Origin of the sequence: Nocardia sp. XZ_19_369 (assembly GCF_015355715.1) — a bacterium.
In the GTDB taxonomy this organism is placed as follows: Bacteria; Actinomycetota; Actinomycetes; order Mycobacteriales; family Mycobacteriaceae; genus Nocardia.
Genome location: NZ_JACVED010000002.1, coordinates 725,248 through 751,388 on the forward strand (window position 1 = coordinate 725,248; position 26,141 = coordinate 751,388).

Here is a 26,141-nt window from a genome sequence, read left to right on the forward strand (position 1 = left end):
GCGACAGGTCGTGACCTGTGACGGGCCATCTGTTCGACCTGACATTCCTGTTCGCCGCCCCATTTTGGGCACTGATGATCCTCGCACCACGCTGGCGTCGAACCCGATCGGTGATCGCCTCGCCGCTGATCTGTGTGCCGCCGCTGGCGGTGTACGCGATCCTCGTGCTGCCGAACTTCGCCACCTTCTGGTCCGCCGTGACCAGCCCCGAACTGCCTGCCGTCCAAACCCTGCTCGGGAGCAGCGTCGGCGCCGCAGCCGGCTGGGCGCACTTCATCGGCTTCGATCTGTTCCTCGGCCGCTGGATCTACCTGGACAGCCGATCCCGCGGCATCCACTCGCTGGTGATCAGCCCGTTGCTGCTGTTCACGATCCTGCTCGCACCGCTCGGTGTACTCGCGTACCTGCTCATCCGATCCCTACGCGCACCGCGACCGGTGCCGGAACTTCGCATGGAGACATGATGGAAACCCTTGTCCTGCTGCTGGCCGTCCTGCTCGGTCTTCGCTTGACCGGCGCGCTCGGCGTCGCCCGATTCGCCGCTTGGTCGACCTGCGGCGCTTACGCGCTGGCTCTGATGCTGATCGTCACGGGCGCAACGCATTTCGTGCCCGCCAGTTTCGCTGATACGCCCGTGCCCACGCACGCCGATCTGGTCGCGATGGTCCCGCCGTGGGTACCGTTCCCCGCGCTGATGGTGTACCTGACCGGCGTGCTGGAACTGGCCGGCGCGGTTGGGCTCGTGCTCGGTCGGACACGTCGATGGGCCGGTCTCGGACTCGCCGTGCTGTTTGTGCTGTTGATCCCGGCCAATATCTATGCGGCGCTATCCGAGATTCCGTTCCACGGTGCGCCGGCGACGCCGCTGTGGGTGCGGATACCCGAGCAGGTGCTGTATATCGCGGTCGCTCTGCTGGCGAGTAGGTCGGTAGCTGAGGGCAATGACGAAAAAGCCCGCACGGCAACGGAATCGGTAACTATCAGTAGTCCGCGGTAGGCGTCGAGCGGCACTAGACAGCCGTTCCCGCGATGCCGCACTGGGTTTCGCGCTCGATGGAGCCGTCGACGCGGATTGCGGGGGGTGTGCCAGGGGCGGGCGGCTGTTCGGAGCGGGCCTGGCCGCCCTTAGTCAACGGGACGGTGGGTGATGCCGCGGGTTGGCGCCGCCCGCAACGGACTGACGTGTTGGACTGTCTTGCTCATGATCGGCGACGACGATGATGTGCTGGAGACCGCCCGACGAATCGAGAATCCGACGCCTGCTGGAGAACGGCTCGCCGTACTCGTCGGATTCGGTCTGCTCGTTCGGAGTCGCCGTGCACGCGGCCGGTCGGGTGTTGGCGACTCGAAAATGTTAGCTCCCCGCCCCGAGTGCACGCGCGACGGCGTCGGCCGGATCAGTTGCCGAAATGGTTGCGTCCAAAGAGGTTCCGTCGGCGTCGAGGAGCTGCCAACCGCCGAGTGAGACCACCGGGATACCGCCGCGATGCCGAGCAAGAGCGAGTTCCGACAACGTGCTCCACGATCCGCCGATGATGATCACCGCGTCCGCCGACGCCACCAGGATCGCGTTGCGCGCCTCACCCATCCCGGTGAACAGCACCGCCGACAATCCGGCGCACACCGCTCCTCGCTCGGTATCCGGCCGCACCCCGATCACCAACCCGCCCGCACCGGCCGCCCCGTCTGCCACCGCGGCCATCACCCCACCGCCCCCTCCGCACAGCACGGTCACCCCGGCCTCGGCCAGCAACCGACCAACTACCCGGGCCCACTGCGCCTCGACGTCACTGCATTCCCTCGGCCCACACACCGCGACTTGCCGCACCGACCACCCTCCTCGAATCCGAGCGGGACAGCACCGAGGGAGTTACTCGACCTTTGCCACTGCCATGTCCAACCGGGAGCGTATCGACGTGCCGGCGGAGAGTGGGCGGGTCGGTGCGGCCATGCCTCGGTGTCGCGTGCGACGGAACCGGTCCGTGGCGCGGTAGCTGCTGCGTCGAATCGCGGGTTCGCGCCCCGCCCGACGCCGACCGGCGAAGCGCGCCAACGAAACCGGCAGAGCGGTCTGTAGCTCATTCGACCGGCGCGCCGCGCAAAGGTGTGCAATGTTGTTACTGCGCAACGGCATTGAGGAGTGTCCGGCGGCGCTGAGTAGGCACCGGTAAAGGGGGTGCGGCGCAATGATGTCGTCGTCCAACGTTTCCGGGGGGAGTGCCGCCGCGCGTCGCGGGCGGCACATGGCAGCAGAACCGTTGTGGCCGGGCATGATTCCGCCACCGCGGCCCCAACGCTGGCATGCGCAGCGCAGAGGACGACCCTTTCTGGTCGGCTCGGCCGCGGTGATCGGTTCGATGGCGGCGGTAGCGGTCGTGCTCGTCTACACGGCGGCCGCGAGCCCACCGCGACAGTCGGCCACCTACATGGATCCGGTGCTCGGCGGCGCACCGTCCTGCCAGCCGACCAGGAACGACCAACTGGTGCGCGGCAACGGAACCGGCTCCACCGCCTCGGGACCCGACGTCATCCTGGCCTTCCAATACGCCTACTACGTGTCCCGATCAGGTGCCGCCGCACGAGCAGTGACCACACCGGACGCGGCCGTCCCCTCGGTCGACGTGATCAGCGCCGGCATCAAATCCGTCCCCGCAGGTACCCAGCACTGCGTACTGGTCACCCCCATGGCCGACGGCCGGTTCGACGTGGTCATCACCGAAATCCGCCCCACCTCCGCAATCCGCACCTACCGCCAGTTCGTCACGGTCACCGTCGGTTCAGGACCGGTATCCATCGCGAAAATCGCCCCACCCACCTGACCGACCTGCGGGTTCCGCAGGCTGATCTGTCTCGGTCGCGAGGATCGAACCGCTTGCTAGGAAGTCGTGCCGACGAAGCTCAGTAGCGCCGCCCTGATGTCCCGCCCGGCGACAAACCAGGGCCAGCTCGACGCCGAGTGGGACATGGTGGCACCAAAGTGCGAGTGGCGCTTTGTCATGTCCCGCACAGCAACAAGGCGGGCTCAGGTGGGCGGCGAGGGGACCTGCTAGGGCCGAAAGGGCGAGTGGCGCCGCCTCACGGCCCGTCCGGCAACAAGTCCGGCCCGTGTGGGACATGGTGGTGGCAAAGTGCGAGTGGCGCCGCCGTCATGTCCCGGCCGACGAGGAAGCAAGGTTCGCTGGACGGCGAGTGGGACATGGTGGCGGATGGGTGGGCATGCCCACTCGTTGCGATGCCTTACGGGCCGGGCGCGCACCGGGGCTGGAACGGTGTCGGGACGCTCGTCGGTCCGCCGCTTGGTGCGCGCATGCGGTGGTCGCGCCGCATGGGTCCCGCCCACCGCAGCAGCTGGCTCGACCGACGTAAGCGGCTCGCCGCTTCTGCTGGGCGGGCCGAGCAGCCTGATCCGCTGACCATTCTCGCCAAGTCTTGGCGAGAGTGGCACATGGCTGCGGCAACAGCCGAGAAGGGCTCTCCATGGTGTGCCACTCACGCGCTGCGCTCCTCGCGCCGACCTACGTCGAAACAATCGCCAGCTGCCGCGACTGAGCAACCAAAACCCCTGTGCTGTCCCAGATCTCGAAATCCTCCTCATGGAACCCATCCATCAGATAGCTGGTGGACACCCGGCACGCCAACCAGCCGGGTGCTGGACGTTTGCGGATATGCACGGTCAGTTCGATCGTGGCCGACCCGGAGACCCCGAGGTCGAACACGATCGGCGCGGCGGCATCGACCAGACACGCGAGGGCGATCGGATCGGCCTCACGGCCATCGGCCAGCCGCATCCAGAACGCGGCGGACGTGGTGCCGCCGGGTTCGCCGTGCCAGAACCCCGGCACCTCCGGCATCCGGATCTCAACCCGTTCGAAGAGCGACGGCGGCTTGCTCGAATAGCTGTCGGCGGGGTCGAAGCACTGCTCCGGCGGCGGCAACACGGGCGGCTCGCCCCGGACCAGTGTCGGCCCGTCCGCGGCCGCCAGATCGGTGAAAGTGGCCAGTACGCGCAGGATTTCGCGATCGTCGCGCAGCAGCGTCGCCTGCCCGGTCGCCGTGCGCCGCCCGACCCGGGCAATCTCGGTGGTGATCCGCGCGGGCCCGGGACTGCCGGGTCGCAGGAAATGTGCTGACGCAGACAATAAATCAGGCTGCGGCAACTCGCGTCGTAGCGCCTGCAAACAGCTAGCAAGCAGATACCCTCCATTCGAAGTGCCGATGAAGGTGGTCCACCGGTCCGACAACGTCAGCCCGAACTCGTGCTCCCCAACCTGTTCGCTGGTCGTATCGCGGTCGAATACGAAACCCGCCGTAGTAGTCATCCCACGATCCTGCCTGTCGAACGGGGCTTGGGCGAGCGCGCACTCGATCTTCGCGGCCTCAACGCCCCACCCGAAAACTAGCCAGTCCTTTGCTGGCAGCAGAACGAAGTACTCGGTGAGGACTGATCGATGTGCGCTTCCGGCGAACGGCGAGCGCCCCGGCGAAAGGAGAAACAGATGCAGACGGTTGCTATGGATGCGGGTATCGCTGAGTGCCGGATCGATCCCGGGCCGATGTCGGCCGCGCGCGCTCACCGGGCGATGCAGATCCATCTGGACTGTTCGGTGGACATCTGCCGGGTCCGCCGGCGCGCCCGCAGCACCCTCGTCCAGGACGGTTCGATGGTCCTCGACCCACGCGCCGACCGTTAGCTGAAAAATCGGCGGGAGATCCGACCCATCCGGGCCACCGACCCAGGCGAATTCCGTTCCGTCCACTCCCAGCACGGCTACCAGCCGTCTCGACGGAAGCGAAAACACGATGACTGCAATGCGACGTTCGGTCGTGGCGGCGATGCTGCTGACCTCGGTGGTGGGTGCCTCGGCCTGTTCGAGCGACAAGTCCGCCGACACCGCGGCCCCCTCGGCCACCGCCGCACCGACCATGTCGACCGCCGCGTCCGGCGATCTGGTCGGCGCGGGCTGCAAGACCTACGCCCAGCAGGTGCCGACCGGCTCCGGTTCGGTCAGCGGCATGGCCCAGGACCCGGTCGCCACCGCGGCCTCCCACAATCCGCTGCTGACGACGTTGGTCGCCGCGGTATCCGGTCAGCTCAACCCGCAGGTGAATCTGGTCGACACCCTCAACGGCGGCCAGTTCACCGTGTTCGCCCCGGTCGACGCGGCGTTCGCCAAAATCGACCCGGCGACCCTGAATTCGCTGAAGACCGACTCGGCCACGCTGACCAAGATCCTCACCTATCACGTGGTGCCGGGCCAGGTCGCGCCGGACAAGATCGCGGGCACGCACAAGACGGTCGAAGGCGCGAACGTGACCGTCACCCGCACCGGCGACGACATCAAGGTCGCCGACGCCTCGGTGATCTGCGGCGGCGTGAAGACGGCAAATGCGACGGTATACATGATCGACGCCGTGCTGATGCCGCCCGCCGCGTAGCCTCGCTACGCACTGGTTCGGAATGGTCCCTCCCATCAGGAGTCGAGCTCGACGTGTTGCTGCCGCTGATCCATTCCCTGTTCGCCCCCGCCATCGATCGGTGCGGAGGTGACCATGCCGAATGAACCGAAGCTCTTCGCGATCCGCCTGCGCCGCAACACCGGCGCGGGCGGGCCACCGGCGACACCGTCGTGCCCGGCCCGGGAGGATCCGGAGGAGGCGGCGCGGACGCGGCGGCTGATCGAGCTGCTCGAGGCGATCGCGACCGGAGATCGCGACGCCTTCACCGAGTTCTACCGCGCGACCAGCCACCGCGTCTTCGGCTTGGCGCTGCGCATCCTGCGCAGTCACGCGGCGGCCGAGGAGATCACCCAGGAGGTGTATCTGCAGGCGTGGTCGCTGGCGACGGGGTACGACCGGAAGCTGTCCAGTCCGATGGGCTGGCTGATGATGCTGACCCATCGGCGGGCGGTGGACCGGGTACGCCGCGAGCAGTCCGCCGCCAGCCGCGACATCGTTTACGGCCAAGCCAATCTCGGCCGCGACCACGATGTCGTCGCCGAGGAGGTCGGGCAGCTGCTCGACGAACAGTCGGTACTCGACTGCCTGGACACGTTGACCGCGATCCAGCGCGAAGCCGTCGCGCTGGCCTACTACAGCGGCCGCACCTACAGCGAGGTCGCCGACCATCTCGAAGTCCCGCTGCCGACGATCAAGAGCCGGATCCGGGACGGCTTGAAACGGCTCGAGGACTGTTTGACAGGAGGTGAGACCGCATGAGCAGGCAGCGAATCCTGTTTCGTCGCGGTACTTCCGGCTGCGCGGTGCGGTCATGAGCGAGAACGGGCAGCGCGGGAGCGACCTGCTCGACCTGGCTTATCCCTATGCGATGGACGCGGTTGCCGAGCTCGAGCGGCGCAGTATCGAGCATCGATTGCGCGAAGCCGACCCGGTAACCGTGGATGCGTTTGCCGCCATCGTTTTCGGGGTGCGGGAAACGCTGGCGGCGCTGACGGTGCTGGATGCGACGGCGCCGCCGGCGGAGTTGGAAACGACGTTGCTGCGGGCGTTGGACGAATCGACCGGCGCGCTGGGCGATGGTTTCCAACCTTCTGCAGAGACAACTGGTGCATCAGATCCGGGTGCTGACCGAGTGCCGCGGTCCGGCGGGGCAGCCGGGATGCCGGAAGGGCCTCGTCGATTGCCCCAGGTCGACGACCAGATAGTTGGACCGGGCGCTAGAGGCAATGGATTGCACACGACCGATGCGGCGACTGATCCGCCGGGCAAGGTTCGCAATCCATTCCGCTGGGGCGATGACGTACCCGGTGATTCGGGCGGTGACCGCAACGGCTTCCACCTGGCGAACGAAGCGGCTGGGGACCGTAAACGGTTCCAGCGGCTGCGCTGGCTGGCGGCGGCAATCGCGGTGGTTGTGGCGATCGGCGCTGGTGTGGGTGTGCTGGTGAACCGAGCCGGCGATCCGGGCGCACCCGGGTTGACAGCGCAAATGGTGCTGGAGCAGCCCGACGTCACGGTGAAGTCGGTTCCTGTCGTTGGCGGCGGCATCCTCACGGTCCGTACCTCGGCTCGAATTGCCGCTGCCACAGTATCTTTCGAGTCCGTATCGGCACCGTCGCCAGGCCGGTCCTACCAGGTCTGGTTGGTGCCACTGGGTGGGCAGCCGCAATCGGCCACTGTGCTGACCGAATTACCTTCCATCGGTCCCGCTTTGGTGACCCGCTTCGACCCGGTCGACACCTTGGCCGTCACGGTCGAGCCATCCACCGGTTCCCCGACACCGACGGGAGACACGATCGCGAGCGTGAATCTCGCCTGACCGAGCTGCCACGCGAGTCGCAGCTTCCCACGAACAACAGGAACCTGCGATGAAACAGCTTGGGGACCAAGCACGTCCGAAACACGCGCTCAACAGACCGTCGGCAGCTCTCGCCGGAGTGCTCGCCGCGCTCACCGTCTTGGGTGTCGGCCATCTGGTCGCCGCACTCATCGATCCCGCTGCCTCACCGTTCTACGCGATGGGCGCCTCGGTGGTCGACCATACGCCACATGCGTTGAAGGACGCGGCGATCCGCCGTTTCGGTAGCAACGACAAAATCGCGCTGTTCCTGTCGATGGCCGGAGTGATGGTCGTCTTCGCGGCGATCCTCGGTTTGCTGGAGCGACGACGCCCGGTCGGTAGCGTGCTGCTGGTCCTGCTCGGCGGTGTCGTCCTCGGGGCCGCACTGCAACGCCCCACTGCGACAGTATGGTTCGCGCTTCCGACCGTCGTCGGCGTCGTGGCGGGCGTGATCGTCCTGCGCCTGCTGATCGGCCGGGGCTCGAATGGTCTCGATGACGAACCAGTGGCCAGGGCCGCTGTACCGACTAACGACGGGCCGGTAGCGGACGCCGATACGTTGGCGACTGTCGACGCGGCGGCGAACGGTGATGGGACGGCGAACGGTGATGGGACGGCGAACGGTGATGGGACGGCGAACGTCCTGCCAGTAGTGAATGGTGACGTGTCGCTCGCACCTCGCTCGGCTGTGTCGACGGGCCCGAGCAAGTCGCCGCCTGCACGGCCGAGTCACCTCTCGGCTCGCCCCGGTCCGGTAGCGGGCGACGACACGGCAGGGTTCCGCGGAATCGACCAGTCTCTGCCTGCACCGCCCATCGATCCACCGAGCCCGCTGATTCTTGCGCGGTCCACCGGAATGAACTCTGCGACGGTCGACCCGGCGAGTCGATCCGCGAACATGACGCCTGGCCAGCATTCGACGCGGCGTACGAACCGTGGCGGTCGGGCCCGCTCGGAAGATGCCCCACCTCCGGTAAAGGCTTCGCGGCGTCGTTTTCTCCTGTTGTCAGCGGGAGTAGGAGCCGTAGCCGTGGGCGCGGCCGTTGCCGGGCAATGGTTAGGCGCGCGGCTGCGGGATGTGGTGGCCGACCGGGCCGGGCTCGTTGTTCCGCGCGCGGTTCCGGCTGCGCCTCTGGGATCCGGTGCGCGGCTGGCGATTCCAGGTCTGACCGACTTCGTGACGCCGAATGATCGCTTCTACCGCGTCGACACCGCCTTGCAATTGCCTGCGCTGACGAGCGGTGACTGGCGGCTGCGTATCCACGGAATGGTTGATCGTCCAATGGAACTGGACTTCGAGGAGTTACGGAAACGGGTGGCGGTGGAGCGGACGATCACCATGACCTGCGTATCCAATGAAGTTGGCGGCGAGCTGGCAGGCACCGCTGTCTGGACGGGGTACCGGCTGGCGGATCTACTCGCCGAGGCAGGTGTGCATCCCGAGGCCGACATGCTGCTGTCCCGCAGTATCGACGGATTCACCGCGAGCACACCGGTTTCCGCGGTAACCGACGGTCGTGACGCACTACTGGCGGTCGGCATGAACGGCGAACCGCTGCCGATCGCGCACGGCTACCCCGCACGACTGATCGTCCCGGGCCTGTACGGATACGTCTCCGCCACCAAATGGGTCATCGACCTCGAGCTCACCCGATTCGACCGCGACAAGGCGTACTGGACCGAACGCGGTTGGGCCGCACAAGCACTCATCAAGACCGCGGCACGGATCGATGTCCCCGCAGCGTTCGCCACCGTGCCCGCCGGCGATGTCATCGTCGCGGGAGTCGCCTGGGCCCAGCACCGCGGCATCGACGCCGTCGAAGTCCAGGTCGACGACCAACCATGGCAACCGGCCACCCTCGCCGACGAATACTCCACCGACACCTGGCGCCAATGGACCTGGCGCTGGACCGCCACCCCCGGCGCCCACACCCTGCGCGTCCGGGCCACCGACCGCGACGGCATCATCCAAACCGACCGCCGCACCCCACCCTTCCCCGACGGCTCCACCGGCTGGCACAACCGCGTGATCACCGTCCGCTGATCCGCCGCACAGCATCACTTGATAGAACACCGCGTCCACCACTTACTGAACCGGTGTCGATTACCTGTCAGGTAATCGTCGCGACCCCCGGCGCTTCGTAGGATCGGGGGGTGAACACACAAACGGCCGGTGACCTCCTGCGACATTGGCGACTAGAGCGCAGGCTGAGCCAGCTGGAGCTGGCCGGGCGCTCCGACACCTCGGCACGGCACCTGAGTTTCATCGAGACCGGTCGCGCCAAACCGAGCCGCGCCATGCTGGTGCACCTGAGCGAGCACCTGGAAATCCCACTGCGCGAACGCAATCGGCTGCTGCTGGCCGCCGGTTACGCACCCGTCTATGCCGAACCCGCCCTCGATGCACCTGCGATGGACGCGGTCCGCAGCGCGATGAGCCAGATCCTGACCGGCCACCAGCCATATCCGGCGCTGGCTATCGACCAGAGCTGGACCATGATCGACGCCAACTCCGGTGTCACACTCCTGCTCGACGGCATAGACCCCGCGCTGCTGACCCCACCGATCAACGCGCTGCGGTTGAGCCTGCACCCCGACGGCATGGCAGGCCAGATCGTCAACCTCGCGGAATGGCGCGGCCACCTCTTCGCACGCCTGTCGCGCCAGATCGAGGTCACCGGCTCGCCCGAACTGGTCGAATTGCGCGACGAGTTACGCACGTACCCCGGCGGCGAAGTCGACCCGGCGCTGCCCGACCCCGACCAATCCGTGGTGCCGCTGCGCCTGCTCCGCGATGGTCACGAACTGTCCTTCATCAGCATCACCTCGGTCTTCGGCACGCCCATGAACGTCACCGTCGCCGAACTGGCCATCGAATCGTTCTTCCCCGCCGACGAAGACACCATGAAGCGCCTCACCGCGCAGGCCTCATGACGCTCACCGACCACCTCGGCGCACTCCTCGACACCCCCGTCCGCGCCGTCACCGATCTCGGGGCCAGTCACGAGTGGACAACCCACCGCGCCACCCTCGCCGACGGCCGTGAGGTCTTCGTGAAAGCCGCCGCCGAGCCGACCACTGTCTTCGCCGCCGAAGCGGCCGGGCTGCGCTGGCTCGCTACTGGATCGGCCGGCGGACTGCGCGGGTCGGCTCGAGCCGACCCGCGCGAGCCCATGATGCCTGCTGATTTGCGCGGGCCGACAGGTGGCACCGAATTCCGGGAACCCGCAACACAGTTGCCTGAGTCGCCTGGTTGGGATTCTGAGGAACCGCGCGGGCCAGTCGCTGGGTACGAGCGGGCAAGCCAACGGTCGCGGGAGATCGCGGCCCGGTTCGAGCTCGATGACAGCAATCGGCCCGGCCAGGTCGACCGGTCACCAACGCAGCCGAGCAAATCCGGACAAGATCGGCCACCCCACGTCCGGGCGGATGTCGCTTCCGAATTGTCCCCTGGCGAAGCGCAGGCCGGCAGCGGGATGGCTGGGGGCCGCTACGGAGACACCGCTGTCGGGCAGCCCACCGGTGCGCCGCCGGAAGTTGCGCTGCTGCCAGAAGTGCTGGCCGCTGACGACCGAATGATCGTCTTACCCTGGCTCGACAACCACGGCGCCACCCCCGACACCGCCGACCGCCTCGGCCGCGAACTGGCAGCGCTGCACGCGGATACCCCGGCGATGTTCGGCGCACCCTGGCCAGGCTGGATCGCCGAACTCCCACTGGACAACACCCTCTCCGCCGGCCCATGGCCCCAGTGGTACGCCGAGCGCCGCCTCGCCCCCTACCTCCCGCGCGCCGCCACCCACCTCGGCCCCGACGGAACCCACTTGCTGGAACAAGTCATCGACCGCATCGACACCCTGGCAGGCCCACCGGAACCACCCGCCCGCATCCACGGCGACCTCTGGTCCGGCAACATCGTCTGGACCCCCGACCGCGCCGTCCTCATCGACCCGGCAGCCCACGGCGGCCACCGCGAAACCGACCTGGCCATGCTCGCCCTCTTCGGCGCCCCCCACCTCGACCGAATCCTTAACGCCTACAACGAAACCCACCCCTTAGCCGACGGCTGGCGCACCCGCATCCCCCTCCACCAACTCCACCACATACTGGTCCACGTAGTCCTCTTCGGCGCCAGTTACCGATCCCAAACCCTCGCCGCCGCCACCGCCGCCCTACGCAGTTGACGCCCCACCTCACCCGATTGACCCGTCGGCCGCCCACGAGGGTAGGACGTCCGCCGGAAGCCGTGGCGGCCCCCGCACCCCGCACCCCTCTCAGCGACGAACCTCCAATCCAACGGGGACATGCCGCAGGCCTCACCTACTCCCTACTTTGCCGCCGCTGTGGGGTAGATCGCCCGGGGACATGAGGGCGGGCCTACTCGCACTTTGCCGCTGCCGTGTCCCATTGCGTGCGTGGAGTCGGCCACCAACTGGCGCACGCACTCGCACATGCCAGCCGAACTCGCTGCCGCATGGCACCTGGCTGCGCCTAGCAGAGGACCTGTCCATCGAATGGGACGCGAGCGCTCGCACTTTCGCGCCGCCATGTCCCATCGCATGAATCGAGTCGATCACGCCGGGACATGACGGCGGGCTGACGTGCAACTTCCCGCCGCCACGTCCCGTTGCGTGCATGGCGTTGATCGCCCCGGGATACGGGGGGCGGGCTCGCCTGAGTTTTACTGCCGCTATCCCGTTGCGTGCGCCAGTCGGCGACCAACTGGCGCACGCACTCGCGCATGCCAGCCCACCTCGCTGCCTCATGGCACGTGGCTGCGCCTAGTGGAGGACCTGTCCATCGAATGGGACGCGAGCGCTCGCACTTTCCCGCCGCCATGTCCCATTGCGTGCGAGAAGCTAGTCACGTCGGGACATGAAAGCGGCTTCACCCCGGACTTCGCGGCCGCCATGTCCCACCGTGTGCGGAAAGCTGGCCACCTCGGGACATGAGGGCAGTCTCACGCGCACTTTCCCGCCGCTATGTCCCACTGCGTGCGCGGAGTCGATCGCCTGGGGACATAAGGGCGGGCGTACTCGCACTTTGCCGCCACCATGCCCCGCTCGGTGACTCCTGCACGCTCTGACCGCCACGCGCCAACAACTTCGGGGCCATAGGTCAGTTGATGTCGAACTCGTTCCCTTCGGGGTCCTTCATCCCGACCGCGTAGTGGTCGATTCCTTCCTGGTACATGACGCAGCTGATGGTGGCGCCCAGCCCCACCAGGCGGTCGGCTTCGATGTCCACTCGCTTCTTGCGCGTCTGCATCGGGTCTGTCCGGTCGCCGCTGGCGTGGATGTCGATGTGCAGCCGGTTCTTCACCGCTTTCACGTCTTGGACCACCTGGAACCAGATAGCCGGTCCACCACCCTGCGGGTCGCTGATCCGATCCACACCGCTGGTCGATGCTGCTTCCGGCAGCCCCAGATCACGGTAGTAGTCGTCCCAAGTGGCGAAACCGGTTGGGGGCGGCGCGAATTCATAGCCCAGGGCGGCAGCCCAGAAGCGGGCCTGGCGGTCGGCATCAGCGCAATCGATCACCAACTGGTAGCAGACGGGCATCGAGATTCCTTTCGGTCGCGCAACTCTGTGCACCGGGTTCGGCACTGCCAACTCACCCTCCATCGTGGCCGCCGAACCGATCTCGTGTCCTGGCCGAGGTTGCGGCTGAAGAACGGGCTCGGTAGCCGGACCGAAAGCTTGCCGGCCGATGACCGCGCCGCCCAGCATGGGACCACTGCTTTCGCCGTTGATTCGGTGGCTATCGCGGCTGCGCGGCGGGCGGGGAGGGAGAGCTGTCATGTCGATGCCTTTGGAGGGTGTTTCCGGCGATGCCGCGCAGGCCGGTGTCACGGGCAAGAATTCCGCAGGGGGAGCGGGCGTCTGGGGTGAGGGCTCGGCGAGTGGCGGTGAGGGCGTGCACGGTGTCAGCTATGGCAATACCGCGGGCGTCGCCGGCTACAACGAGAGCCCGAATGGTGGCAGCGGCGTATGGGGGCAGGGGGCTGCATCCGGTGGCGAGGGTGTCACCGGCTACTCCCGCACTGGATACGCCGGCGTAGGCGGCTACAACCACAACCCCGATGGCGGTGTCGGCGTGTGGGGTGAGGGAGCGAAGAGCGGCGGCGAGGGCGTGCACGGTGTCAGCTATGGCAATACCGCGAGCGTCGCCGGCTACAACGAGAGCCCGAGCGGTGGCAGCGGCGTGTGGGGACGCGGCGCTGAATCCGGCGGCGAAGGTGTGACGGGGTATTCCCGTACCGCCCACGCAGGCGTCGGCGGCTACAACCTCAGCAACGGTCCAGGGGTCTGGGGCGTCGGGGGACCGCAGGGCGGTGAGGGGGTGCACGGTGAAACCCATTCGAATCACGCGGCGATCGCCGGCTACAACAAGGGCCGCGGCGACGCCGGCTATTTCGACGGGAACGTGACCGTCAAAGGCAATATCACCGTGACGGGCGATCTGTTCTTGGCCGGCGCCGACTACGCGGAGGCACTGACCTGCGCTGAGCCGGGGATCGCCGCGGGCACGGTGGTGGTCGTCGGGGAGAGCGGCGCGGTGCATCCATGCCGCCGGGAATACGACACCGCCGTCGCCGGAATCGTCTCGGGCGCAGGCGGAGTCGCGCCCGCGATCGTGCTCGACCGCCACGACGACGGCGTGAACATCGCACTGATGGGCAAAGTGTGGTGCGCCGCCGACGCGACGCAGAGCCCGATCCGCCCCGGCGACCTGCTGACCACCTCGGCCACTACCGGCCACGCGCGCCGGGTGTCCGACATGAGCCGCGCCCTGGGCTCCATCATCGGCAAGGCGCTGACCGCCCTGGACTCCGGCCAAGGCCTCGTCCGCGTTCTCGTCAGCCCGCGCTGATCGGCGGCGGTCCGATGGGTATCTACACCTTCACGCTGGAACAGTTCCATATCGACAACACCCGGTCCCGGCACGAGGACACGAACACGGTTCAGTTCCGGCTGGCCGTGGGCAACCGATCGCTCGGCTCGCACTCTTTTTCGGCCGGTGACGTGAACAACGGCGACCACGTCGTCGGGCTGCGATTCGATCGGGTGGTGCTGGCAGGCAGCGCGACACCGGCCGTGATCTCATATGTGATCTTCAATGGCGACACGGGCGACATTCGGGGCGGAATGGATGGATTGTCCGGGCAAGTCGCGGACAGAGCCATGGATAGTCTGCGTCAGCAGGTGCGGCAGCCGGGTGTGCATGCCGATGTACCCGAACTCGACTACACCGCCGAAGGCAACGCCTCGATCGCCGACGGCGACAACTGGGCGGGCTTCGTCATGCGACGAATAGGTCTGTCGCTGCACGACTTCGTTTTTCCGAACTGCGATGGTTTCGTGGTCATCGGTTCGGTCGCCAAGGACAAGTTCGCGTGGGACCGGGCCGTCGACGCCGCGGGCGGCACCACCTGTCGGGTGACCATCCGCTACCCGGGCTACGACTCGCCCCACGGCTGCGGCAGCAACTCCGACTACACCGTCACCTGGTCGGTCACCCGCCGCCGCGCCAACGGCCCCAGCCTGCGCGCGTTCTTCCGCGAGCACGGACTCGCGCCCGCTCCGGGACTTCGCTCCCTGACCCCGGGCGAACCGATGAGCGTGCGCCAGCTCATGACCTAGCGTCCGGCGGTGGAACAGCTCAACTCGCCGTTCGCGCGATCACCTTTTCGGCGAACCGGGACAGGTTGGCGATCTTCGTGTCGAGCGGTTCGGTGTCCTGTTCGAGGGTGTAGGGGAGGCGGAAGCCGACGATGACGTCGGTGACCCCCTTGTCCTCCAGTCGTTTGATGCCGTCGACGGTGAATCCGTCGAGGGAGATCACGTGCACCTCGAAGTCCTTAGGCGTCCCGTATTCGGCACGCAATGCGTCCAGTTCGACCAGCAGCCGGTCGAGTTCGGCTCCGTCGCCACCCGCGTGCATCCACCCGTCACCGCGTTGCGCGGCCCGCCGCAGCGCGGGCTTGCTGTGCCCACCGATGAGGATCGGTACCGGCTCGGTCGGCACCGGCGAGATCTTGATCGGCGGTATGTCGTAGAACTCGCCGTGAAACTCGAAGTACCCGCCCGCGGTCAACCCGCGCACGATGTCGATGCACTCGTCCATCCGTGCACCACGCTTCTCGAACGGCACACCCATGATCTCGAAATCGTCAGGCCACGGGCTGATCCCGACGCCGAGCCCGAACCGGTTGCCGCTCAACGCCGCCACCGACGCGGCCTGCTTGGCGACCAGCACCGGCGGCCGGATCGGCAGTTTCAGCACGAACGGGGTGAACCGCAGCGTCGTGGTCACCGCCGCCATCGCCGCACTGAGCACGAACGCCTCGACGAACGGCTTGTCCTCCAGGAACTCCCGGTTCCCGTCGGGCGTGTACGGGTACTTGGCGTCGGAGTCCCGCGGATAGGCGATGCTGTCCGCGACCGCCATCGACGAGTACCCGGCCTCCTCGGCGGCGCGGGCCAACGGCACGTAGTACGCCGGGTCCGTCATGGTCTCGGCATAGGTGAAGCGCATATCAGTCGCCTTCCTGGCGCCGCGAACGCAGCGCCGTGTGTGCGTCTACTGCCATGGATTCGAGAATCCATCCGGAATCAGCGTGTCGAACATCGCCTTCATCGCATCGGAGAGCCGCATCAACTCGAAGTACGACCCGATCGGCCCGCCTTCGAGATACGCGAACTCCATCCCGACGCCTTCGAACTTTCCCCGCGCCACCATCTCGATGCCCGCCGCCCGCGCCTCGTTCAGCGCACCGTCGTAGTCCTCGGGCACCCACCCGGTGTGATGCAGTCCAGGCCCGAACCGCTCGAGATGTTCGGCATACAAACTGATCCCGCCCCGCGGCTCGATCAGCTCCAACTGCTGCCCACCCGCATACCCCAGCGCGACCGTGATCGTGTAATCGGCAGGCTCACCACGCAATTCGCACGATTCCGGCCCGAAGTGCACATCCGGAATCGTGAACCAGTGCGCCACCCCGTACCGCTCGGTGAACTCCTGTTGCGCCGCCGCGATATCGCGCACGACCCAGCACAACTGGAAGATCGGTCCCGCCGTGATCATCGGATGGACGCGTTCGCCGGAGACTTTCGTCGATGTGCGGCAACAGGCGCACAGCCGCTCGCCGGTGTGCGGCCGTGCGCACGGCACTCGGAACCGCGACTCGGCCAGTAATGAATCCAAAGGATCTCGGGTGTCAGCGCTGCGGTATTGCCTTGTGCCACAAGGCTTCGACGGCGCACGGTACCGCCCTCGCGCACCCAACCGCCGGCCATCAGGTGCCCGCTATCCATATCTTCAACTAAACACGTGTGCTTAACCCAGTCAAGGCCCCGGTTTAGTACAGTGCACCTATGCTCATCGCCGATTCGCGCGCGTCACTGCTCGACGCGGGGGAGCGACTCATCGCCGAACGCGGAGTAGAGGTTCCGCTGCGCGAGATCGCCGCAGCCGCAGGCCACCGCAACAACTCCGCGGTGCACTACTACTTCGATTCCCGCCACGGACTGATCGAAGCCATCGTCGAGCGCCGGATGAACTGGCTCGAAGAACGCCGCATGCACCTGCTCGCCACCCACGAGGCCGACGGCACCGCCCACGAAATCAACACGCTGGTCGCCATGCTCGCCGACCCGATCCTCGAACTCATCACCCAGGACGAGGTCACCCACTTCGGCCGCTTCCTCGAAGTAGTGCGCGCCCACCCGGTGATCGCCGACCCGCGACGCCTCGCAGGCACCGACCGCGCCGCCGTGCGCATCATCGCCACCCGCCTCGCCGCCGCGTTACCCCAACTCACCCCACGCAGACGCCGCCAACGCCTCGAAACCATGGCCACCGTCATGTTCGCCCTGATGGCCGACTACGAACGCACCCTCGAAGCAGGCGTACGCACACCCGACCCCGACGACGCCGCCGAAATCACCGACATGATCGTCGCCATGCTGACGGTGCCGGCCCGCGACACGAAACCCGCCAAGCGCCGCCACTGAGGTAGCCATTGGACATCGGCGCGGGCACCTTTCGGCGCACCGCCGCTAGTGGCCTGACGACGAGGTGCGAACCCCCCGTCGCGCCAAAACGGAGAATCGTCCTGGTCTGCCGACGCGCGCGACAAATGCCTGCCCGAACGTGGGGCGCCCGAAACACGCAGCGTGAGTGGCACATGGTTGCGGCAAACGTCGAGAACGGCGCACCAGGGTGTGCCACTCGCGCGACAGCTCAGGTGTGAAAGTCCGATCGCGGCCCAGCATTACCCAGGGTGGGTTACCAGGACCCCCACACCCCCTGAGATACGGTCGCAGAGTGGAACTACTAGGAATTCATCACGTGGCGATCATCGCCTCCGACTATGTGCGCTCCAAACGGTTCTACACCGAGACCCTCGGCCTCGCGGTGATCGCCGAGCAGTACCGCGCCACCCGCCGCTCCTACAAGCTCGACCTGGCCATCCCGGGCGGCAGCCGGATCGAACTGTTCTCGTTCCCCGAACCACCGGACCGAGCAAGCTGGCCGGAAGCGGCGGGACTGCGCCACTTGGCGTTCGCAGTCCGCGACGTCGCCGCGACGCTCGACGAACTGGCCGCCAAGGGCGTCCGCACCGAGGAACTGCGCGTCGACGAGGTCACCGGAAAACGGATGGCGTTCTTCTTCGACCCCGACGACCTGCCCCTGGAACTCTACGAAGTCTGATTCATCCCGCGCGACCGCTTCGCCAACTCCACTGTCGCCGCCCGCAATTCATCGATCGAATCGATCGGCGCCACATAACCGACCCGAGTCCGGGCCACCCCACGCGGCGTCACCACCCGCAGGTCCAGCCCGTACCGGTCGGCCCGCTCACAGCTGGCCTCGGTCGCGTCCGGATACCCGCCCAACGCCTGCGCCATCGCCAGCAACGCCGACGCGTGATCATCGTTGAGATGGGTGATAGCACCCGCCGCAACCGGCACGATCGGATCCGGCGTCATCTCGGCATACTGCTCCGCGGTCGCGGAATCCATCCGCCCGTACCCGCCGACCCACCGCACCCGTCGCACGCGCAACACCCACACCGAGAAATCGCTGTAGTCGATGTAATACTTCGCCGCGGGCACCGCCGCCAAATGCACCGCCCGCGCCGCATCGGCCTCCGCGCCCGCCGGCCGCTCCACCACACCGGCCAGCGTGATCCTGGTCCCCGCCAGCGGATCCGCAGGCATATCAGGCGCCACGATCGCCAGACTCGCCCGCGGATCACCGGCCAAGTTGCGCCCGTGCTCGGCCATCTTCGACACACACAGCACCGGCTGACCCTCCAGCAGCCCATACGTCACGAACGACGCCCACGGCGTGCCGTCCTCACTCAGACTCGCCAGCGTCGCCATATTCGTCGAAGCGGCAACCGTTCTCGCCTCCTCGGCGGCGGACGGCCGCGCCGGATTCGCCACCGGCGCCGTCGGCTGCGGGATCGAGGGAGCGTCGCCGGGGTCACCGTGGTCGAGGGTCATGTCGTCCATCCTCTCCTGCCCGCCCGAACCGCAAGACAACGGGTGCGGGGCTTTTTCCAGCGTGCCATGCCGGATCGGCTTGCGTAGTGCGGTCAATGGATTGGATTGACCGCGCGAATCGCGCCCGGATAGACCAGACTTGCCGGGTGACCCGATACGCATTCGACGCCGACCACAACGTGATCGTCGCCATCTGGGCGACCGGCCGTGGTGACCTCGCCCAGGCTGTTGCCACCCTGCCGCAGACGGTAACCCATGATCAGGCAACAAATCTGGCGTCGAACCTGACCACGCTGTCGCGGTTCCACTGGCGCACCTACACCCATCCGGCCAGCGCCGCGGGCGACCCCGACATCCCCAACAGCGAAGCCTGGCGCCGTGCCGAGGAACGCCGGAACTTCAAAGAGGTCGAAGTGGGGATCCGCACCCCCAACCTGCCCTCCGCGGAGGGGCTCGTCGTCTCCTACAGCGGCGTTGTCGAATCCGCGCACCGCGTCGGACGCACCCTCTACGAGATCGACGACCTCACCCTGCGCGACACCATCGTCGCCGAGGTGAGCGCCGAACAAGCCGCCATCGAATCCGCCGAACGCGGTGACCTGTCCGGCCGGGCCCGCCAAGCCGTCGAGCTCTCCCGCCCCGACGTCTCGCCCGCTCAGGTGCAAGCCGCCGACGACCTGTTACGCGCCGACCCGCTCGGCTCCATCGAACTGTTCACCGAACTCGACCCCGCCTCCGCCTCGGTCGCCGCCGCGCACTGGCTGCTCGCCGCCGCCGAGGTCGCCGGGGAAATGGCCGGCGTGCCGTGCACCGACGTCGTGGTGGAAGCCGACGACATCGAAGCCCTCCAGGTCGAGACGCCCACCCTGGTGCTCGAACGGCTCGACGCGGGGGAGAGCCCCACCGAAGTCGTCGTCGACCTCATCGCCGAAGCGATGGCCGTGCACGAAGGGCGAGTGCCGGCGCCCTGGGCCGTCGTCGGCCGCGTCGCCGAAATCGAAGAGCAGGCCCGCAAATTCGAGGTCGACGCCGACACCCGCGAAGCCATGCTCGCCGGTTTCCGGATCAGCCGCCTCGACCCCTCCCGCCCCGCGCTCGACCTCCTAGAAGACCTCCTCGACGGTATCCGCGGCTGCCTGCTCCTCTACGCAGCCCACACCGATGACCCCGACGTGGAAACTCTCTTCACCGCCGATGTCCGCCTCGAGGCTGACGCCGATCCCGAACACCTTCTCTGAAAAGCAGCCCCACGCGAAAGGCGGCCGGCCGCTCCGTGGTTCGACACAGGGAACCTTCGGCGAAATCAGCCCGCCCGAAGAGGGCCGACAGGTCCCTAGTTCGACACCGGGGAGTCCATCGGGGGAAGCCAGCCCAACCCGAAGACGGCCGATCGGTCCGCACCTCGACACCGCGGGCCGCTCGGCCGCCCCGTAGACACTCATCGACCGGCGCCGCACTCGACCGCCTACCGCATCGTTCAGCGCTCGATCAGCGCACTCACGGCGCGACCCCCGTTCGGCGCGGCCCTGCGCACACCCATTCGCGGGCTCGCCAGGCGCACCACACCCCATTGACGCGGCCCGGCACGACACCTGTTCGCGCGGCCCGGCACACGCCCGTCCGCTCGCGGGCTCGCCAGGCGCACCGCACCCTGTTGTGGCCCGGCACCACCACCTATCCGCAAGCACATTCTGGTAGCGCGCTCGACCTTCGCACGCCGGTTGCGTAACAGGTTGGCCGTCAGCGCGATTGAGCCTATACAGGGCGACGAGGGGACTACGCGATGGACGAACGGCAACGGCGGGGCGGACGGCTGCGGTTGGTGCGTCCACTGCTCGGTACGGCGGCAGCATTGGCGTTGGTCGTCGGAGGCGCGACGGCATTCACCTCCCACGCCGACCCCGGGCCTACGCCGCAGTGGTCGGTGAACAACACCCCGTACACGGTGCCGCTGCAAACGAACCATCAGCCGGACAACGTAATCAACGGATGAGTTCGCCGGCCTGACACAGCCGTGTGGTTCGGGCCGCGACAGAACTGCTTCTCCTGCCTACAGCTCGCGCCCTCCAGCTGGCAGAGGTCGACGCCTTCGTTCTACTCGGCGGCTTCGTCGAGAGCGACAGCGGTTTCGGGATCGGTGCTCAACCACCGCCGCAGCCTCTCGTAGACGGCATGGTGGTTCAGCAACGAGAAGTGATTGGCAGCGGGAACGTGCAAGCCATTGGCATCATCGAACCCGATGCGCCGAGCCCGGTTCCGCCCCGCGGCACTAGGAGTGAGAACCAGCCCGTCACCGATGATCCGCCCCAGCGGATGGCGTGGACTGCGGGTGACGCAGGCGGTGACGAAGTAATGGTCGGCACCATCGAGCAGCGGAACCTCCCGAATCGCCCTGCGCGTCAAATCATCCGTATCCGCGTCACGCCAATCCTCGTCCACCAGCGACCCCTGCCGCAGATCACGAATACCCGCGCTACGCCGACGCAGCAGATGACCGAACGGCCGAGTCTCGGGCACCCGGACCAACGCGGCAGACGCGTAATGCACGAACTGCTCGAGCGGAGCCCCCAGATGCGGCGACCCCAGACACACGAGATGCCGGACCTTCCGCACCCACGCCTTCCCGGACTCGCTCGCGTCGAAGCACGCGCCACGGGCAATCAACCCACCCATCGAATGCCCGACCAACGACAACTGCTCGACCTCAACCGGCCAGTGCGCCACCAGCCGTTCCAGCAAGTCACTCAGCTGACGAGCATTCTCGGAAATGTGCAAGCCGCTGTTGTACCGGATCTGCAAGGTGCTGTATCCGAGATCCTGCTCGATCCCTTCGGCATAGCTCGTGCGCCCACCGAGCCGCCACGCATGCTCGGTCTCCACCAGACCGTGCAGAAACACCACCACCCGCGAACTCGGCCGCGCGACATGCTTCCCGATCTGCTCGGGCGAGACCGGATCACCGTCCACACGCAATGTCATCGGCCCGGCGAGAATGGGCCGCAGCTCTTCCAGATCGTCGCCGATCAAGCCCTGTAGCGCACCGAGGAAACCCGCGCCGAACACCGTGCGCGACGGCACCTCGGCCCCGGGCAGATCCACGGTCCGCTCGGCCAACCGGCCTGCGGCAACGGCCGTCCCGCTGACAATCCGGTACACCCCGTCGGTGATCGCGTCGTGCACCACCTCCACGGGCGCCGCGGCCGGACCGACCCCGAACCGCACCGCCGCGAAAACTCGCCCGGCGATCGCCCGGTGCACCGACGCGATGCCGTCTACCGCACCACCGAGCTCGTCGCCCGCCAATCGAGCGAGGGCCCTGACCTCGGCCTTCCGCTGATGGGTCTGCTCACTCATGAGTTCAGTGTACAAGCGTTCACTGAAACCGTCTTGTCGACGGAAGCTCTTGGTGCGTGCACAGGTTCGTAAGCGGCGCCCGCCAGTGATCGGCCGGGGCTGCTGCTGGCCTATTGCGGCCGTCCTGCGGGAGTCCAGCGTATGTACGCAGCGGGAGGTCGGCGCCCCCGCGAAACCTGGCGGGCAAGTCGGTGATCAGGCAGCGGGCACCCGTGTAACCCCTACCGCCGACTCCGTAAGGCTGCCCAGGTACAAAGCCCCGTCCCGCTCCACCACCCCGGTGACCATCGAGAAGTTCGTACCCGCGGTCTGCAAGTCGTGCACGACATTCCCGTCGAAGTCGACTGCCATCACCCAGATCGTCTTCGCAGGCTTCGGCTGCACCCACTCCGGCAGCATCCAAACGATTCGCCGCAGCACCCCGGGCAGCGGAAGCAGCCGGTCCAGCAACGGGTTCCGCGCGGAAGGCAGCGTGATCCAGAGGAGCCCGTCGCTACCGAGGCTCATATTGTCCGGGAACCCAGGAAGGTTCTCCACGAGAAAGTCCCTGGTGCCGGCCTTCGGCCCCGTGAGCCAGTATCGCGACACCCGATAGCCACCGGTCTCCGCGACGACCACACACGAGCGATCGGGGGCAAGCACCACCCCATTGGCGAAATACAGGTTGTCGAGCAAGGTCTCGACCTTGCCGGACGGATCACGGCGGAACAGCCTGCCGGTCCCGGAGTGCTCGAGCATGTCACCCATGTACTCGGCCAGTGAGAAACGGCTCGTCGACGACGAGAAGTAGATGGTGCCGTCCGCGTCGCGAACCACGTTGCTGGCGAAGGGGAGGGGTGCGCCGTCGATCTCGTCCACCAGGACCTTCAACGTGCCGTCCGGCGTGAGCTCCAGCAGGCCGCGCTCGAAGTCGCAGATCAACAGCGTGCCACCGGGATCGGCGTGCAGACCGAGCGGGCGACCGCCGGTATTCGCGAGCTCACGCACGTCACCGGTGGACGGATCGACGCTGAGAATCGATCCGTCATCGATGCCGACGATGAGTCGTCCGTCCGGCCCGAGCACGACGTCCTCGGGTCCGGCGCCTGGCAATTCGAGACGGGTGAGCTCGGGAAGCGGTGGCGCACTGCGGGTTCGGCGCGCTCGCGGGGGAGCGGGCGGCGGTGTCCAGCGTTTCGGGCGGAGAGTCGAGGTAGCCACGTCTCAGCGTAACGCCGGGTCACGGGCTCGCCGCGGGAATGGCAGGGTAGGGGAGCAGGTCAGGCGGCACTTTCGAGGATGGGCAAGGGGATGATCGGCACGAATGTGCAGCGCCGGCCGTGTGGTTGGGACATGAAGCAGAGTGTTCGCCCCGCAAACAGCAAAACAACATGTTCTTACGTAGATATGCGCATCTAACCATGTATTCTCAACCCTATTCACGTCACCTTCGCCCGTAGTCCCGTCTCAAAAAACAGCATTGATTGCGGGGGGCGGGGCATCTCGTAATCCAGGGGGAGGGGAGGGCCTACCGTCTACTCAGAACCCATCAACGGCACATGACTGCGGCATCTCGCGAGTAAGGGCCACTGTCACGTGCCGTGATCACGAAGAAGCGCCTGGACCGAGCCGCTGGAACCAGCTCGCCGGCCCGGAGAACTACGGCTGATGCGTAATCGAGTACCAGAGCACCGCGAGCGTCCCGAGCACGAACAGCGGCGACAGGACCCATGTCTCGACCTTGTTGCCCGTGCGGTCGATGATCGGCACCCGTGTCCGGACCTTGAACGGCCAGAACAGCCGGCAGCCGCGGTCGGTCAGGCAGTCGCCGAGCAGGTGTACCAACGCGCCGAGGCCGACGGAGAACGGCAGCCACACCGGCTTGTCCGAGATCCAATGATCCATCGCGAAGGTTCCCGCGACCGCTAGCACCACGATGGTGCCCCACGCCTCGACTCCGTCACCCGGCGGGCACAGATGCAATGCCCGCACCGCCAGCGCCAGCAGGAAGAAGACCAGCCCGAGCGTGAACCACCGCCCGATCCAGTGCTCGCCCGCCCACGTGCCATAAGAGACCGCGGCGACGAAGGCGAAGGAGTGGGTGGCGTGCCGGTGTCCGCCGGAGATCCACGAGATCAATTTGCAGAGGTTGTAGGAGATGGGGCCGAGCACATGCGCGATCGTTCCGTTCGGATGATCCGCGTCCGGCAACAGCGCGGCACCCGCCGTCAAAAACACACCGAGCAACAGGTCGACGGGGCCGAGATGCCCTGACACATCCTGGATTGTCGGGTAGGTCAAGATCGCGACCGGCAGCGCCGTTGCCGCCGCCGACCAGGCCAAAGCGCCACTGGTCGCGTGAGAATGTCCAAGCACCGGGTGAAGGTTAGTTCACCTCAGCATCGTTCAGCGAATGCCGGTTCAGTGATCTTGTGCGGCTGGTGAATTGGGGGATGGGCAACCCAGCAGGGTCGGGATCGTTTGTGTCGCAGGGTGGGTCGGCTGATGAAGGCAGGAGTCGTTGGTGGCGGTGCCCACTGTGCGTGGCTCGGCGATGGCAGGGGAGCGGACGGAAAACGTAGGGCGAGTTGGCGTTCAGGGGGAGTCGAAGCTCTGCGACCGCGCCCGGTTCGGACGCCGCGTGTCGGAACGGAGAAAGGATGCCTTCGGTGCCATCATCTAACTAGGTGATAAAGAGAAAGAACATTGCGCTACTTAGATGTGCGTATATATGCATATAAACGCTATTCGGCTGTCGAGATCCCGGAAATGCCCTGTACAACAACCGCATAGACAGGGGAGGGGTGCCGCTGGAGAGCGGAAATGTTCCCGCTCCAGGTCAGCGAACGAGCCGAAAGAACGCCCGAATATCCTCGACGAACAACTCGGGCTGCTCGAACGCAGCGAAGTGCCCGCCACGCTCCGGCTCACTCCAGTACCGGATATCGGTGAAACGCTTTGCCGCCCAACGCCTGGACGGCCGCTGCAACTCCTTCGGAAACACCGAACACCCCGTCGGCACGTCTACCGTGCTCGTCACTTCCCCGGAGATCCACTCGTCGACCTGCGCGATGCTCTCCCAATACAGCCGTGCGGCCGACGCACCGGTACCGGGAAGCCAGTACATCATCAGATTGTCGAGCAGCTCGTCCTTGGTGAGCGCGTTCTCCGGATGCCCGTCGCAGTCGGTCCATGCCCAGAACTTCTCGATGATCCAGGCGCACAGTGCGGCAGGGGAGTCCACGAGTCCGTACCCGGCCGTCTGCGGACGGGTGGCGTGCATCCGCGAGTACCCGGATTCCCACCGGCCCGCTTCCTCGAGCGTGCGCAGCGCGTCCCGTTCCCGGTCGGTGAGGTCGTCGAAGGTGGCCGGATCGGGCGGTGCCAGCGGCGGCAGCAGGTGTATCCCTGCCACATGGTCGGGGTCGAGCTGGGCAAGCCGCGTCGACACGCTCGTGCCCCAATCACTGCCCGCCGCCCCATAACGCCGATACCCGAGTAGCGCCATCAGCACGGCCCAGGCCGCCGCGATGCGATCGACACCCCATCCGGGCTCGCTCGGCCGGTCGCTGAACCCGTAGCCGGGCAGTGAGGGGCACACCAGGTGGAAGGCGTCGGCCGGATCGCCGCCGTGCGCGGCCGGATCGGTGAGCGGACCGATCACCTTGCCGAACTCGATGATCGAGCCCGGCCAGCCGTGCGTGAGCAGCAGCGGAAGCGCGCCCGGCTCCGGCGATCTGACGTGCAGGAAGTGGATCCCGAGCCCATCGATCTCGGTGCGCACGTTCGGCCATGCGTTCAAACGCGCCTCGGTGGCCCGCCAGTCATACTCGTTCGCCCAGTACGCGCACAAGTCCTGCACGTACGCCAATGGCACCCCTTGTGACCAGTCCTGGACGGTCTCGCGCTCCGGCCACCGGGTAGCTCGCAGCCTGCCCTGTAGGACGGCGAGCTCCTGGTCGGGTACCTGAATTCGGAAGGGCTGCAAGGTTCTGTC

General features: G+C 66.9%; 26 protein-coding genes. 16 read left to right on the forward strand and 10 right to left on the reverse strand.

Annotated elements, in window-relative coordinates:
- Positions 1-17 precede the first annotated feature (17 nt).
- Positions 18-464 (forward strand): ABA4-like family protein, encoded by a 447-nt coding sequence (locus IBX18_RS09275; RefSeq protein WP_194833303.1) that lies wholly within the window; start codon positions 18-20, stop codon positions 462-464.
- The gene (locus IBX18_RS09280) at positions 461-997 is read left to right on the forward strand and encodes a DoxX family membrane protein (RefSeq protein ID WP_228540617.1); all 537 of its coding nucleotides are present in this window, start codon (positions 461-463) and stop codon (positions 995-997) included. Before IBX18_RS09275 ends, IBX18_RS09280 begins: the two co-directional genes overlap by 4 nt.
- A 357-nt stretch (positions 998-1,354) precedes the next feature.
- Here the strand turns inward: IBX18_RS09280 and IBX18_RS09285 are convergent, their stop codons facing one another.
- Positions 1,355-1,828: a dethiobiotin synthetase gene (locus IBX18_RS09285; RefSeq protein WP_194833304.1), complete on the reverse strand. Its 474-nt coding sequence runs from the start codon at positions 1,826-1,828 to the stop codon at positions 1,355-1,357.
- Positions 1,829-2,243: 415 nt separating this feature from the next.
- On the opposite strand from IBX18_RS09285, the gene IBX18_RS09290 reads away from it, so the two are divergent.
- Entirely contained in the window at positions 2,244-2,819 is a 576-nt protein-coding gene (locus IBX18_RS09290; protein WP_194833305.1) for a hypothetical protein, read from the forward strand.
- 696 nt (positions 2,820-3,515) lie between these two features.
- Here IBX18_RS09290 and IBX18_RS09295 read toward each other — a convergent pair.
- Positions 3,516-4,319 (reverse strand): thioesterase family protein, encoded by an 804-nt coding sequence (locus IBX18_RS09295; protein WP_194833725.1) that lies wholly within the window; start codon positions 4,317-4,319, stop codon positions 3,516-3,518.
- A 177-nt stretch (positions 4,320-4,496) separates the two neighbouring features.
- Between IBX18_RS09295 and IBX18_RS41995 the strand changes: the two genes are divergently transcribed.
- The 7 genes from IBX18_RS41995 (at position 4,497) to IBX18_RS42000 (ending at position 11,481) form a co-directional block, all read left to right on the forward strand.
- Positions 4,497-4,691: a hypothetical protein gene (locus IBX18_RS41995; RefSeq protein ID WP_228540618.1), complete on the forward strand. Its 195-nt coding sequence runs from the start codon at positions 4,497-4,499 to the stop codon at positions 4,689-4,691.
- Between the two features lie 118 nt (positions 4,692-4,809).
- Positions 4,810-5,436, forward strand: coding sequence for a fasciclin domain-containing protein (locus IBX18_RS09300; RefSeq protein WP_373889175.1), 627 nt, complete (start codon positions 4,810-4,812; stop codon positions 5,434-5,436).
- Between the two features lie 114 nt (positions 5,437-5,550).
- Positions 5,551-6,216 carry an ECF RNA polymerase sigma factor SigK gene (gene sigK, locus IBX18_RS09305; protein WP_194833307.1) on the forward strand — a complete coding sequence of 222 codons (666 nt, stop codon included), beginning with the start codon at positions 5,551-5,553 and terminating at the stop codon, positions 6,214-6,216.
- 52 nt (positions 6,217-6,268) lie between these two features.
- The gene (locus tag IBX18_RS09310; RefSeq protein WP_194833308.1) at positions 6,269-7,276 is read left to right on the forward strand and encodes an anti-sigma factor; all 1,008 of its coding nucleotides are present in this window, start codon (positions 6,269-6,271) and stop codon (positions 7,274-7,276) included.
- A 49-nt stretch (positions 7,277-7,325) separates the two neighbouring features.
- On the forward strand, positions 7,326-9,341 hold the full coding sequence (locus IBX18_RS09315; protein WP_194833309.1) for a molybdopterin-dependent oxidoreductase: 2,016 nt from the start codon (positions 7,326-7,328) through the stop codon (positions 9,339-9,341).
- A 110-nt stretch (positions 9,342-9,451) separates the two neighbouring features.
- Complete coding sequence (locus IBX18_RS09320; protein ID WP_194833310.1) at positions 9,452-10,231, forward strand: helix-turn-helix domain-containing protein; 780 nt, start codon at positions 9,452-9,454, stop codon at positions 10,229-10,231.
- Positions 10,228-11,481 carry a fructosamine kinase family protein gene (locus IBX18_RS42000; RefSeq protein WP_228540619.1) on the forward strand — a complete coding sequence of 418 codons (1,254 nt, stop codon included), beginning with the start codon at positions 10,228-10,230 and terminating at the stop codon, positions 11,479-11,481. Before IBX18_RS09320 ends, IBX18_RS42000 begins: the two co-directional genes overlap by 4 nt.
- Positions 11,482-12,415: 934 nt before the next feature.
- Here the strand turns inward: IBX18_RS42000 and IBX18_RS09330 are convergent.
- Entirely contained in the window at positions 12,416-12,904 is a 489-nt protein-coding gene (locus IBX18_RS09330) for a VOC family protein (protein WP_306796205.1), read from the reverse strand.
- 193 nt (positions 12,905-13,097) lie between these two features.
- Here IBX18_RS09330 and IBX18_RS09335 point away from each other — a divergent pair, with 193 nt between their 5' ends.
- The gene (locus tag IBX18_RS09335) at positions 13,098-14,171 is read left to right on the forward strand and encodes a hypothetical protein (protein ID WP_194833311.1); all 1,074 of its coding nucleotides are present in this window, start codon (positions 13,098-13,100) and stop codon (positions 14,169-14,171) included.
- A gap of 14 nt (positions 14,172-14,185) precedes the next feature.
- Positions 14,186-14,941 (forward strand): hypothetical protein, encoded by a 756-nt coding sequence (locus tag IBX18_RS09340; RefSeq protein WP_194833312.1) that lies wholly within the window; start codon positions 14,186-14,188, stop codon positions 14,939-14,941.
- A gap of 19 nt (positions 14,942-14,960) precedes the next feature.
- Here the strand turns inward: IBX18_RS09340 and IBX18_RS09345 are convergent, their stop codons facing one another.
- Both IBX18_RS09345 and IBX18_RS09350 read right to left on the reverse strand, forming a co-directional pair.
- On the reverse strand, positions 14,961-15,836 hold the full coding sequence (locus IBX18_RS09345; RefSeq protein WP_194833313.1) for a TIGR03619 family F420-dependent LLM class oxidoreductase: 876 nt from the start codon (positions 15,834-15,836) through the stop codon (positions 14,961-14,963).
- Positions 15,837-15,881: 45 nt separating this feature from the next.
- A complete protein-coding gene (locus IBX18_RS09350; RefSeq protein ID WP_194833314.1) occupies positions 15,882-16,385 on the reverse strand; it encodes a VOC family protein in 504 nt (167 codons plus the stop codon).
- A gap of 290 nt (positions 16,386-16,675) precedes the next feature.
- Between IBX18_RS09350 and IBX18_RS09355 the strand changes: the two genes are divergently transcribed.
- Positions 16,676-17,314 (forward strand): TetR family transcriptional regulator, encoded by a 639-nt coding sequence (locus tag IBX18_RS09355; protein ID WP_194833315.1) that lies wholly within the window; start codon positions 16,676-16,678, stop codon positions 17,312-17,314.
- A 313-nt stretch (positions 17,315-17,627) separates the two neighbouring features.
- Entirely contained in the window at positions 17,628-18,014 is a 387-nt protein-coding gene (locus IBX18_RS09360; protein WP_194833316.1) for a VOC family protein, read from the forward strand.
- On the opposite strand, the gene IBX18_RS09365 is transcribed toward IBX18_RS09360, so the two are convergent.
- Positions 18,002-18,811: a HugZ family protein gene (locus IBX18_RS09365; protein WP_194833728.1), complete on the reverse strand. Its 810-nt coding sequence runs from the start codon at positions 18,809-18,811 to the stop codon at positions 18,002-18,004. The genes IBX18_RS09360 and IBX18_RS09365 overlap by 13 nt on opposite strands.
- A 146-nt stretch (positions 18,812-18,957) precedes the next feature.
- On the opposite strand from IBX18_RS09365, the gene IBX18_RS09370 reads away from it, so the two are divergent.
- Both IBX18_RS09370 and IBX18_RS42005 read left to right on the forward strand, forming a co-directional pair.
- A complete protein-coding gene (locus IBX18_RS09370) occupies positions 18,958-20,049 on the forward strand; it encodes a hypothetical protein (RefSeq protein WP_228540620.1) in 1,092 nt (363 codons plus the stop codon).
- A 545-nt stretch (positions 20,050-20,594) separates the two neighbouring features.
- Positions 20,595-20,804: a hypothetical protein gene (locus IBX18_RS42005; protein ID WP_228540621.1), complete on the forward strand. Its 210-nt coding sequence runs from the start codon at positions 20,595-20,597 to the stop codon at positions 20,802-20,804.
- A 101-nt stretch (positions 20,805-20,905) separates the two neighbouring features.
- Here IBX18_RS42005 and IBX18_RS09380 read toward each other — a convergent pair whose 3' ends face one another.
- From IBX18_RS09380 to IBX18_RS09395, 4 genes are all read right to left on the reverse strand, one after another.
- A complete protein-coding gene (locus IBX18_RS09380) occupies positions 20,906-22,165 on the reverse strand; it encodes an alpha/beta hydrolase (protein WP_194833317.1) in 1,260 nt (419 codons plus the stop codon).
- Between the two features lie 195 nt (positions 22,166-22,360).
- Positions 22,361-23,365, reverse strand: a complete 1,005-nt coding sequence (locus IBX18_RS09385) for an SMP-30/gluconolactonase/LRE family protein (protein ID WP_306796206.1) — start codon at positions 23,363-23,365, stop codon at positions 22,361-22,363.
- Between the two features lie 438 nt (positions 23,366-23,803).
- The gene (locus IBX18_RS09390; RefSeq protein ID WP_194833318.1) at positions 23,804-24,520 is read right to left on the reverse strand and encodes a metal-dependent hydrolase; all 717 of its coding nucleotides are present in this window, start codon (positions 24,518-24,520) and stop codon (positions 23,804-23,806) included.
- 463 nt (positions 24,521-24,983) lie between these two features.
- Positions 24,984-26,132 carry an epoxide hydrolase family protein gene (locus tag IBX18_RS09395; protein ID WP_194833319.1) on the reverse strand — a complete coding sequence of 383 codons (1,149 nt, stop codon included), beginning with the start codon at positions 26,130-26,132 and terminating at the stop codon, positions 24,984-24,986.
- Between the last annotated feature and the right edge of the window lie 9 nt (positions 26,133-26,141).